This is a genomic window from Flammeovirga yaeyamensis, assembly GCF_018736045.1.
Classification (GTDB): domain Bacteria; phylum Bacteroidota; class Bacteroidia; order Cytophagales; family Flammeovirgaceae; genus Flammeovirga; species Flammeovirga yaeyamensis.
The window spans coordinates 446733-460099 of record NZ_CP076133.1; the positions used below are offsets into that span (position 1 = coordinate 446733).

The window sequence follows — 13367 nt, forward strand, 5'->3', positions numbered from 1 at the left end:
TATACTGAACAATGAAATCCTATCTGTCTGTTTTACTGAGACTTAACTTTTACAAAAATTGAATTTTAATGAATTATGACTAGACATATCTTTCTCTTTATTTCTTGTTTATTTTTTTTAGAAAATCCACTTTTTTCAAAAAATACCCCCCTAGAAAATGAAAATTTAACTGAAAAAAGTGAAATAATTTCAAATAAAATAAAAAATAAAAGCATAAAAAGTACTCAGCAACTCTTTGAAGAAGCTGAAAAAATTAAGTTTGTTTTTCCAGATAGTGCTACTTCACTTTATCAGTATTCCATTTCCGAAGCCATTAAAAGTAAAGACAGTCTTCAATGGATTAAATCGTTAACGGGGTTGGCCTATTTATATGCACATAATGGAGAATTTGGAAATGCATATGATGGCTATTGGGAAGCTTTAGGTATAGCAGATGAATTTAATGATGATCTATCTCGAGTAAACATCTATAATGGACTGGGTTGGTTATATAGTTTTTATGAAAGAACCGAATTATCGTACGATTACTTTAATAAAGCAATTACTATTCTAAAGGTTAATAAAGAATTACCTCGATTTATTCTAATTGATAATTACTTTGCCATTGCTACCACTGCAAGAAAAGAAGGTGAATACGATATGGCAAGAAACTATTTAGATAGTTGTAAACATGTTAAACAAACCACTCCAGAGTTAGTAGATGATAATAATAACTTTATTAATGCAGAATATGGTTACATTCTTTATGGAGAAGAAGAATATGAGGAAGCTTTAAAGGTATTATTACCTCTAGATACTTTCTTCACTACCAAACAACATAGTTATCTTGTGATTTATCACTATTTCTTGGGTAATGTATACAAGCAACTTAATGATTATAAAAAGAGCGAAAAATATTATGAAAGTGCCATTTTTGCCGGAATCAAACATAAATCTCACTCTGATAGGATACCTCTAATTTATGAAGCTTATGCATTTGTTCTTCAAAAGAACAATAAACTAAAGGAGGCGTACAAAATGCTGAAAATCTCTAAAGATTTAAACGAAAAGCAATATGGTAGCCGACAAATAAGCAACAAAAAATTCCTTGAGATTAAGGATCAATTCAGAAAGAAGCAGCAACAGCAGAAAGAATTACTTCAAAAACAAGAGTTAGCTCGTTTACAACAAGAAAGTAAGATCAACTACCTGAGAAACATTATTTTCTATGTGACTATTGGTGGATTGGTATTAGTCGTGTTCTTTGTCTATCGAAATTTAAGGAATAAGTTTAAAGCTAAACAAATGATCTTTATTGAGACACAAAGATTAGAAGAGGAAAAGATTCAAGAGGTTTTAGAGATCAAAAATAAAGAACTTACTTCTTCGGTTCTTCAGATTATACAGCATGAGGAAACTTTAGCTGAAATTAAAAAGGAACTGATGGAACAAAAGAAAAAGCCTGACGCCAATCAATTGGGTAAATTGGCGAAGAAAATCAACTTAAACACCAATAACAACTGGAAGGAGTTCGAAGCTCGTTTTGTAGAAGTAAATAAGAACTTTTATCAAGAATTGAATCAACGCTTCCCTAACCTTACTCAAGGTGACCAAAAAATATGTGCATTAATCAAATTAAACTTTGATAGTAAAGGGATGTCGAAATTACTTGGAATATCCACAGAATCAGTACATACTACTCGATATAGATTAAGAAAGAAGCTTGGTTTATCTAGACAAGATAACCTTGAAGAGTTTATTTCTCTTATTGGATAGTGCTTTTTAAATAGACAAAAGGTCTTGATAAGTTAATTTATCAAGACCTTTTTTATATACTTTCCATGGATATTCAAAAGGTAAATCCCTTTAGGCAAATTTGATATATCAATATTAGAATGATGCTTATATAAAGTCATCTCCTTCAAAATATGACCACTTATATCCATAAAACTAACAGGACAAGGTAACTTTACCTTATTGTTTAACTTAATTTCTAGACGGTCACTTACTGGATTGGGATAAATCTTGATGCCGTTTAGCTCACTATTATCAATTCCCGTAGGTGGCTGATAATCAAAAGGAGTTGTACTATTCAACACCTTCAGTATCACACTACTAATATATCCCCCATCATCATCAAATGCTATTTCAACTTTGTTATTTGTTTGAAGTAATTCTTTAGGAATCACCGCTTCGATCATGGTAAATATTTGTCCTCTTAATCGTTGAGTTTGACCGACAACTTCAGAGACATTCTCTATTAATTCGTCGTTTACCCACACTTTAGGTTGGGAATTACGCTCTAAACCTCTTCCTAAACTTATTCTTAGGATCCCTTGATATTCATTGGATAGATCAACTTGGTCAAAAGAGTACTGAACTTTCTGATTTTGATGAATTTCTTGAATCAAATTCGATGAATAATATTGATGTTCTTTGGTTTCTTCAGAAGGTTGAATTTCTCTATCAAAAGATAACTTGATGATGGCAGTGGCTTCTTCTTTTAATGCTATTGGTATCGCTTCTCGAATAAGGTGAGATTTTGTCTCTAGTTGTGGGGTTGTCCCATCAAAAAACAATTGCTTTTCTTCTATATTCTTTAAAGTATCATCACCTAGCATTTTAGGAGTGATGTATACCCATTGTTCTTCCTTTGTTAAATTACTTATGATCACAAAAGCTTCATTTTGATATAAATATGCATCTTTTATCAAATTCGAATAATCGCCACGTACATCAAGACGTTTACCTTTTACTTCAGCCCAAAGTTCATAAAATTTAATCATCTCTGTAAATACCCACTCCTCACTATCACCGGATAATTCCTTTTCTTGTCGCATTAATCTCCATGGATATGGAACATGCGTTCTCCCCCATTCAGCTTTTAATAATACAAAAGGTATGCTCTTTAAAATCTGATGAGGTCGTTGCATAAACTGCATCAACAGAGGACTAAACGATTTCATAAAATGCCAATCTCGTTCTTTGGTCCATTCTTTCCATTCTGTCGCATGATCCCTGCCCCCATATTCCGATATTAACATAGGAATTACATGACCGTATTTAAAATGACTATAGGAGTTCATCAAATCGAATGTAGCTTCTAACCTACCTCCAGAAAACGTGACTGGACCTTCGAAAGAAGCCCCATTATTCTGATGATGTCTATTAAAATCATAGATATGAATAGAAATAAAATCCATTTCATCACCACAGTGGTCATAAAATAGCTTCATCCTTTCATTCCAACGATTAAAATTATCAAGATCATAAAATGGAAATGCAGCTGTATAACCCCCAATTTTCACCTCTGAATTAAAGTTCTTTATCTCTTTAGCCACCTCATTATGAAAATCGAATACATCAATTACCTCAACAGTGTCATGATCTGCACCATCAATAAGTTCGTATAGCGGTTCGTTAAGCACTTCTAAATACTTTGGACGTTTCTGTCCCATTGTTGGCTCCTCATTTTCCTCTCTATAAAACTCGTTTAAATATCTCCCCATGTACTCTCCTACTGCCTGTGGACCAGCAATATACCAACCTTCATTAGGATTTTTGAAGGGTTGTGTTTTCTGGCCTGGCCAAAATGGATGTATCTGACCACCAATCATTTCGTCTACATAGTTATCGTACTGATGTAAATCGGTGGCTTGTTGACCGAAGTTTAAAACACTCTGATAATACCCTTGCTTTATCAAATACTCAGGGTCTACAAAACCTTTTCGAGTAGGGTCTTCCGTTGCCTGATTCATATACCAACCCAAGGCACCATTATTTCGTCCCAATGAAACATCCAATTCATGGAAAAGATAATTCATTTCTTCCGGATGATTACGAATATCATTATTAAATAAAGATTCGTGGATTGTGATATACTTACTTCTATCAAACGTATTAAATGTGTCTACTTTATAAAGTGTATTGAAATAGACGTCTATATTTTCTTGTGCATTTGCTGTCAGAGAAAATAACCCAAAAAGTAAAAAACAGACAATTATTTTATTATACATAACCTGATTATTTATCTATTGTTTACTTTGTTATTCTTGTATTTATCGATCCTTTCCATTGCCGCCCCTTCGTACTTTCTTTGTAATTGCCAACGAGGTCGAGCCAATGTTAATTCCCATTCGAAAAGCATTTTATAGTACTCCTTAATTTTTTCAGGATATTGATCCGCTAAGTTATTTACTTCTGATAGGTCAGATGATAAATCATACAATTCTGCAGGACGATCGGGAAAACGTAAAAACTTCCAGTTACCATCTCTAATCGCTCCTCTATTTTCCTTTTTCCAATAGAGTGTTTGATGTGGAACCTCAGATTTATCTCCTTTGAAATAAGGTAAAAGATTCACACCATCTATCCCTTCTAAATTTTCAACTTCCCCACCTCCTAAAGCGTAACATGTAGGCAAAAGATCTAAAGTACTCACTGAGGGAAGATACTCGCCAGGAAATTTCTTATTGTTAGGCATATGAAAAACAAAAGGTACTCTAATCCCTCCTTCATAATGATTTGCTTTTGTTCCGCTTAAAGGTGAATTATCAGAAGCATTAGCATCGGTAGGGCCTCCATTATCGTTGGTATAGATGATGATAGTATTTTTATCTAAACCACTCTTTTTTAAATGATCAAAAATACTTTGACAAGCCTTATCCATGGTGAATGTCATGGCTGCTAATTGCTTACGTTTACCTTCCAATTCAGGAAATTCATTCAAATCTTCCTCTTTTGCATGCATTGGCGTATGCACAGCATTAAATGATAAGAATAAGAAGAAAGGTTCTTTTTGATAAGCATCTATAAACTGAATAGTTTCCTCTGCAAACACATCTGTGAGGTAGCCTTCTGGTTCTTCAAAGTGTTTAAACCCTCTTTCCATTCGATCTTCTTTTCTATGATTTGGGTTACTATCATCAAAAGGCCAGTAACTTCTAGCACCTCCTCTAAAGCCATAGAAAAAATCGAAACCTCTTTTAGAAGGATGGAATTGATCTGTATTCCCCATATGCCACTTCCCGATAATGCCTGTTTTATATCCAATTTCCTGCATATAATTGCCTATCGTTTTCTGATCCAAAGGCAAACCCATATCGTCATCAGCTAGCTGATAATTTTGCATGTAACCCGGTACATTGTTCTCTTCGAAACCAAATCTTTGTTGGTATTTCCCTGTCAGTAAAGCCGCTCTAGAAGGACCACAAACAGCCCCTGCCACATAGGCTTGCGGACAAACAATACTCTGAGAAGCTAATTTATCCAAAGCCGGTGTTTTCATCACCTTGCTGCCTTGAAATCCGAAATCAGCATACCCTGCATCGTCAGATAATATTAATATGATATTGGGTTTAGTTGAATTTGTTTGTGCATTTAAGTTTCCAATTAAGCATAATAAGGAAAGTAATAATAATATGTATTTCATTTTATTTCGCTAAAAGTGTAATCAAAAAAGTGTTATATTTAATATATGTTTGCTTAATTTGAATGATGTAATATCAATCTAAAGATTAATAGTTAAATGATCAATTGAATGCACATTTACCACCTTTTTTTGTCATAATACATCACTTATTCTTTTACACTTCAGAAAAAAGACGAGACTTTCTCAATTTCTTTAGAGAACTTCTCGTCTTCCTACTTTTAAGCTTCAATCGCCTCCTCAAGGCTAGATTTATATTCAATTTTTAGTTTATTAAAATGAAGGTTGGGATACTTTTCTTCAATCATTTTTCTCCCTGCCTTTACCGTATTTTCAAACCATGGTAGATTCTGTGGTAGAATCTTTACATGGTGTCTCAAATCAAATTTTTTGTACATATAGGTTTTCCAATTCACAAAGTACCACTCCATAGAAGGCTGATGAAAAATACGTAGCGATTGCTTATCGAAGATAAATTTCTTCACTTTCAATTTAGGATAAGCCCTTGTGATAAATTGAAAAACCTTTTTGAAATCATCAATTGGGATATAATCAATTAATGCTTCGCAGATAAGGACTTTCTTCTTAGGAAGGTAAGTCACTTTGGTATAATCATCTTTATAAAGCACTTCTGTGTGCTTATCAGTAGTTGTTTCTGTAAGTAACATATGGTTGTGTGTTTGATGTTAAAGTTGGATTCCCATCACAAGGATATCATCTATTTGTTGTCGTCCGCCTTTCCATTTTTCCAATACTTTTTCCAGTACCTTAGATTGGTTATCTATAGGGAAAGCAGCTATTTTGCTCAATAATGCTTTGAAGTTTTTTCGTTTGAACTTCTGATTTTCCTTGCCTCCAAACTGATCTAAATATCCATCTGAACTCAAGTATATCATATCATTTTGTTGGTATTCTAATTCTGAAGAGGTGAGTTTAAATACCCTCGTTGTTTTTTGACCAATAGAATAGTTCTCCCCTCTTAATTCTACCACCTCCTGTTCTACATTTTTATAATGATAGATTTTCTGATGAGTAGAACAATAGTGCAGCTTATTCGTCTTCATATTGATAGAGCAAAGGGATATATCCAATCCATCTGCATTCTTTTTTGAAGAACTGTCTTTATTTAGATAATCAAATAATCGTTCATCAAGATTTATAAGTATTTGATGAGGCAACAAGCCAGTAAACTCTCTTACAATATCATTTAATATCGAATTGATAATTACAGTCATAAATGCACCCGGAACACCATGACCTGTACAATCAATTACAGCAAAATATTTGTAGGTAGTGCTCTCATAAAACCAATAAAAATCGCCACTTACAATATCTTTTGGCTGATAAAAGATGAAGTGTGAATCAAATATATCTTTTATTTGATGATCCGGTAAAAGCATTTTTGACTGAATACTTTTCGCATAGCGGATACTTTGATACATTTTCTCGTTCACTTGTTCCACTTCCTGCTTCTTCTTTTCAAGTTCTTTGTTGGCATCGTTCAGATAGTTCACCGTCATCTCCATCATTTGTTGCTGGGCGGCATTCCGTTCTTCAAGAACTTTAATCTGATTTAAGAATTGTTGTTTTTCGGTAGTAGTTATTGTAGAGTTAATATTCATGGTGTTATGTTTTGCTTACCATTGGAAAACTCTCTAACAATCAAATTGTTTAAACAAATATTTACAATACAATAATAAATCATTCATTTTGAGAGGAATAAAAAAGAAGGCTGCCTCCATGTACAGAGACAGCCTTCTGGAATATCAACTTTAATTGATGTTATATCACAGTGGATTATTTAACAACAATCTTGATTTTATGATCAACCGAATTTCCTTTGATATTTAAGAAATAAACACCTGATGGAACACCCGATACACCTAATTCATATACACCATTAACTGCTTCAGAAGACGAAAGCATTTGCTTGCCTTCCAAAGTATACAATGTGATGCTGTAGTTTCCATTTGCTAAACCTTTGATATACACCACATCTGAAGCAGGCATTGGATATACTGTTGGAGCAACTGTCACATCATCGATACTTGTAGGTTCTTCTGAGTTTTCAGCTTCAACAGTTACTTCTACAGAAGCTGTTAAGTTACCTACTTCAGAGGTTACAGTAACTGTTGCTACACCTTCTGCTATTGCAGTTAATTCACCTTCAGCATCGATAGTAATTACATTTTCGTCTGATGAAGTCCAAACTAAGTTTAGAACTGAAGCGTCAACAGGAGTTGTTACTGCTGATAATTGAAGCGTTTCACCCACTTTTAAGGTCACGTTACCATTTTCGATAGTAATACCTGTTGCTGGAACATTCACCATTACCTCGAAGCTATCTGATAATCCTCCTTCAGCAGTTTCTGCAGTAATTGTTACAGTACCTTCTGCTACACCACAAAGGTTACCGTAAGTATCTACTGTTGCAATAGATGCGTCTGAAGTTTTCCAAACCACACCAACTGTACAATGATTCTCAGGACCAACTGTTGCCGTTAACTGCACACAGTTTCCTTTATCCACCTTCGTTGGTTTTGTATCAATTGTGATTGCTGTTGGTGCTACACAAGAAACATCATCAGCTACATTGATTTGAGCAGTTGCTGTAAACGATCCATCATTCGTCGTTACCGTAATTGTAGCCACACCGCTTCCTACAGCAGACACCAAACCGTTAGCATTTACTGTAGCAACATTTGCGTTATCCGTCATCCAAGACACTGTCTTATCTGATGCATTTGCTGGAGCAACATCAGCAGATAGTTGTAATGTTTCACCCACAGTTAAATCTGCAGAATTCGAGTTTAACGATACGCCTGTTACATCGATTACTTCAGGAGTAGTGTTTTCAATTGGAGTAAGTACAAACTTATCCAAGTTCCATTGCCAAGGATCAGTACCTGAAGCTACTAATCTTACTGTATGCGTACCTGATAAAGTCACAGTATGAGCAGATTTTAACGGTTGGTAATTTTCCCATCCGCCAGTAACTGGCACAGCGTCTTCACCTACAGAATTACCATCAAGAACAAATTCTATAGCAATTCCTGCATCGTTTGGAGTGGAGATGTAATACGTGATTTCATACTCACCATTACCTTCTACAGTATATTCTGCCCAGTCTCCGTTATTACCCCAATTGATGCCAACATCATTATTAACTCCGAAACCATTTCCAGGTCCACCCCATACACTATCATCAACTTCTCCACCTGTATTTTCCATAGTTTCTGCTTCGATGACAATTTCAGTAGCAGGCACATATTCATTTCCTGATACCGTAACTGTAGCAGTTGCTGTCTTACTTTGATCTACGGTAGTAACAGTAATTGTTGCAGTACCTTCAGCCACACCTGTAACTACACCGTTTGCATCTACAGTAGCCACACCCTCATTATCAGACGACCAAGTAACATTTAAGTTATCTGCATTTGCTGGAGCCACATTCGCTTCCAATCCTTTCATCTGATGAATATCCAATGCAATAGCAGTTGTTGTTAAAGTAACCCCTGTTACATAGATTGGCACTCTTTCGATCACTGTAATTTCGATAGTCGCTGTTTGAGATCCTGTTTGAACAGTAATCGTTGCCGTACCAAGACTTACACCTGTTACTTTACCATTAGAATCTACAGTTGCTACACTAGAATTACTTGATGACCACGATGCCACTTCCTTACAAGCAGTTGCTGGCAATTGATTATCAGATAGCTGTATGGTTCTACCTTCCATTACTTCCGATTCGGCAGCAACAATTTCAACACCTGTAATTGTTCCACTACAATCAGGAATCTCACCAGTAAATGCCATGTCGAAGTAATCCAAGTTCCATTGCCAAGGAGATGTACCGTTACCCATTAAACCAATTTTTACTACACCTTGAGGTAAAGTAACCGCTTGATCTAACTTTACAGGAACAAAATTATCCCATGCACCTGTAGGTACTTTTTTGCTACCTACGCTTGCTGCATTAACGAACATTTCTACAACGCCATCTTCTACTTCAGTACCAGCTGCAAACGTGATTTCATAATCACCTCCTTGAGGAATATATACTTCGTATTCAACAAAATCACCTTGCTGAACGTTATTGATTGCTTTTCCTTTTGAAGCACCTGCGTTATCGTAAATTCCGATATCGCCAACAGCACCACCCATAGCAGTAAAAGTTTCTGCTTCAATTCTTAAAGTAGTACCAACGGTTACCGCACTCATTGCTGAGATTTGAGGGCTAGAAGCCGAAGTAACTGTTAAGTTCAAGGTACCTTGATTGGCAGTGGCTGTAATCTTACCATTTGGATCTACCGATGCAATATTATCATCAAATGACCATTGTAATGATTTCTCTGTTGTCCATTCTGGCACGAAGATAGGCTCTACTTGGAATGATCCGTTCGGGAAGATCGTAATCTCTTCAGGAATGATGATCGCTGTTGGCTCAACAACGACAGCACTTTTCACTTCAATAGTTACCTCTTCGAATAAACCGCCATCGTTTAGAGTACCTCTAATTACAGAAGAACCCACTGATACACCCGTTACCACACCATTTGCATCTACTCTAGCTACTGCTTCGTTTGAAGATGTCCAGTTTACAGATTTATCATATGCGTCTGCAGGCATTACTTCTGCCGTTACTGGAACTGTTTCTCCTACAGCTACTTCTCTCAACCAATCTAAGATGCTGATACTTTCCGGTCGGATTCTATCTAGAATTGAGATTGTAGAAGAACATTCTGTAATTACAGACGCACCTTCTAAAGCAGTTACTTTAATAGTATATTCACCAATAGCTGGAACTTCAGCTAATGTCACTTCCACCATCAATTGCTCTTTACCTAATACTTCTGCTTCAGTTGAACCGCTACCCAATACAGTTGATCCATCTAAGATTTCAACTTTTACCTCTCTTGTACCTAATAAATTGACGAATACATCAAAATTGTAAGTAGTGTTACCTGTCACCTCTTGCGGTAAAGCATCACAGTAGATCACCTCATCACCTACAATACCAACGTTTACATCAATTGAAGCCGATTGACCATCAACTGTTGCAGTAATTGTTGCAGTACCTCCAATCACTAAACCTTGAATCTTTCCTGTGTTCGGATCTACTGAAACAACCTCAGGATTAGAACTTGTCCAAACAATTTCTTGGTCTGTAGCATCTTCTGGTAAGATAGTTACATTTAGAGGGGTAGTTACATAGAAATCAACATCTAAAGTTGCCCCTTCTTCAAACGTTATTGAAGCAACAGGAGTGTTTGCAAATGCAATTGCTGTGATTGAATGAGTTGCTGTAATTCCTCCATCTGCAGCAGTTGCTGTAATTGTTGCAGTACCAGATGATGCTACCGCAGTAACTACACCAAATTCGTCTACTGTAGCTACAGAAGCATTGCTTGATGACCATGTTAAAGCTTTATTTGTTGCGTCTTCTGGAACAAAAGAAGCCACTAAAGATTCCGATTTACCTTGCATTAATTCAGAAGAACCATCTACTGATAAACCTGTAAGAGCAACAGTGCTTTCTGCACTACGACCCGGTGCTTTAGAGAAATCGAATACTTGAATTTGAGCAGTTGCCCAATCCGAAGGAGCATTTGATTTACACTCAATAGTATTGTTTGCTTGAAGTAATCCTGCAGGAATTTCTACTTCTAATACCCCTAACCATTGATTTCTTAGGTCATTATCAGTACCTCTCCAGTTACCATCATGAGGAATTACAGTTCCATTTAACTTGATCTCGATAGACCCCATGTGTGCTTTAAAGAAAGCACCTGCAATTCTTAGTGTAGCTTCATAGTTTTCAGACGGTACAACTACATTGTTTACTTGCGTAGACATAGTTGTACCTGTCATGTGAATTAACTCCGATCCAAATGGATGAGTACCTGAACCAATTTTTTCGCCCATGAATTTACGCTCTTCAAGAGTTTCGCTCAAATTGACAGGATTAGCAAAAGTATATTCCAGAATCATCGTCGCATCGTTCAATAATTTTACTGAACCTGGAGCTGTATTCAATTCAATTTCATCTAATGCTGGCTGACCTGAAGTACCTTTGTTCATATCAAGATATAAGTTCTTGATCATTACTTTTTGGATAGGGTTACCAAACTCTTCATACATAGAAAGGTTGATGTTTTTCTCATTATTCTCAAGGTTATTTAAGATCACATACAGTGTATTACCGTTAGCATAAGCATTTACTTGAACGTCTGGATTCGAAGCTTTTGTCTCCACTCTTGTTCCTTTAACGTTCGACCATAATTCGAAGAATTTGATATACTCAGACCATTCCCAATTACCATTCGCATCAGGGTGCATCATAGCATATGGGTAACGTAAATTTTGATCTGGAACATCACCCCAAACTGCTTTTACTGGTGTAAAAGGCATTGATTTCGTAATGTAATCTGGGCGCTCCAAGAACTGCATAAACATAGAGTTGAATGGCTTTAAACATTCCCAGTCGATTCTTTTTTGATCGAAAGCACCTGGTCTGTTGTTTTGGTTATAAGTACCATTTACAGCACCAAATTCTGAAACGATCATCTCTTTTCTAGTACCTGTTTTGTAAAGGTCGTACCATTCCAAAATATCTAACATAGCCTCAGTATGACCACCTGCTCTTGTTGCAGAAGGAAGGTCGTTTCCATTAATTGCCCAACCTGGCCAATCGTAAATATGGATGGAATAAAAGTCCATGTTTTCACCACAAGCATCGATAAATCCTTGCCACATGATATCCCATTGGTACCATGGCTCATCTCTATAATTATTCGCTTCAGAATCCATCATGTTATGATAGATATCGTAACCGTCTCCTTCTAACCATTGATCAAGATAGTTTTCATCATAACGAGAAATACCATCTCTTAAGTGAAAGTCATGAAGACCCCAAGTCATACCACCTACTTTAGGACGGTTTGGATTATTCGCTCCAAAACGCTCTCTAATACCTAAAGCAACTAAGTTATGGTATTCCCAAATTTTTTCTTGAGAAGTACAAGTCATGTGACCTGTCATCATTGGCATGTCCGGCTCGTTAATCACTTCCCAGTAGTAAGGAAGTGGTTCACCTGGCTCGCCGTCTGCTTTACGGAAGAAGTAATCAAGGTAATTCACCACCCACTCAGCAGAAACATCTACATCATACGGTTGCCAACCTGTCCAAGTATTACCATCTCCATTCCAGCTTAAAGTTGGATAGGTAGGGTGAGGGTTGGTACCTAAGATCATTTCTTTTGATCTCTTTTCGTACTGGTGAGTATTAAAGTCTTTTTCATACTCACCTTTTAACCAACCACCCAATGATTTCATATGATCAATTGAAGGCCTATTAGGTCGATTTGGGTCTTCTTCTGTGGCAGAGAATTTCCAAGTAGCCGATCCATTATCACGACCAAAATAAGTATCAAGGTCGTTTAATAAATAGTCTAACTTATCTTCCTCTCCATCCCAATCTGTTTCAAAAGCAGTGCCGTGTATGGTCATATAATCTTCTCTGTTAAATTCGGAAGCGCCATTCACTGAGTGTTTAAAGTTCACGTTAACATCCACGTTAACGTCTTGTGCTTGAGTTATTACTCCACAAGTCAGAAGCAGTAAAAGTGTAAAAACCCTTCTGCTTAGCTTAGTAAAATAGTTCATCTTATATTAAAAAGTAATAATTAACATTTCAAAAGTTCTCTCCAATAGTTGCTGATATAAAGTAGAAAAATAAAGTTGGACGAGAAGTTTCATAGTTGGAGCAATAGTACTTACTATCACTGTTTTTTCGTTTGTAATTCTATTACGAACTGTTTCTAGTTTATCTATTCATTCAGTTATGTTTTAAGTATTATACATCTATTTCGGTCGCCTTATTTTATGTCATTAAATAACACTTGTAGTTTTGGGGTTTCGAAAACGTTTCATTTTTGAAAACTACAAGTGTATTTAATAC

Annotated in this window: 6 protein-coding genes; 1 reads left to right on the plus strand and 5 read right to left on the minus strand. The window is 36.0% G+C overall.

Annotated features, from left to right (window positions below):
* Window positions 1-75 precede the first annotated feature (75 nt).
* Window positions 76-1755, plus strand: a complete 1680-nt coding sequence (locus tag KMW28_RS22080) for a tetratricopeptide repeat protein (RefSeq protein WP_169662207.1) — start codon at window positions 76-78, stop codon at window positions 1753-1755.
* A gap of 32 nt (window positions 1756-1787) precedes the next feature.
* Here the strand turns inward: KMW28_RS22080 and KMW28_RS22085 are convergent, their stop codons facing one another.
* The 5 genes from KMW28_RS22085 to KMW28_RS22105 form a co-directional block, all read right to left on the minus strand.
* Window positions 1788-3995 carry a T9SS type A sorting domain-containing protein gene (locus tag KMW28_RS22085; protein WP_169662206.1) on the minus strand — a complete coding sequence of 736 codons (2208 nt, stop codon included), beginning with the start codon at window positions 3993-3995 and terminating at the stop codon, window positions 1788-1790.
* Window positions 3996-4006: 11 nt separating this feature from the next.
* A complete protein-coding gene (locus tag KMW28_RS22090; protein WP_169662205.1) occupies window positions 4007-5410 on the minus strand; it encodes a sulfatase-like hydrolase/transferase in 1404 nt (467 codons plus the stop codon).
* A gap of 218 nt (window positions 5411-5628) precedes the next feature.
* Window positions 5629-6075 (minus strand): hypothetical protein, encoded by a 447-nt coding sequence (locus KMW28_RS22095; RefSeq protein WP_066216584.1) that lies wholly within the window; start codon window positions 6073-6075, stop codon window positions 5629-5631.
* Between the two features lie 18 nt (window positions 6076-6093).
* Window positions 6094-7029, minus strand: a complete 936-nt coding sequence (locus tag KMW28_RS22100; RefSeq protein ID WP_169662204.1) for a PP2C family protein-serine/threonine phosphatase — start codon at window positions 7027-7029, stop codon at window positions 6094-6096.
* A 175-nt stretch (window positions 7030-7204) separates the two neighbouring features.
* Complete coding sequence (locus KMW28_RS22105) at window positions 7205-13072, minus strand: Ig-like domain-containing protein (protein WP_169662203.1); 5868 nt, start codon at window positions 13070-13072, stop codon at window positions 7205-7207.
* Window positions 13073-13367 lie beyond the last annotated feature (295 nt).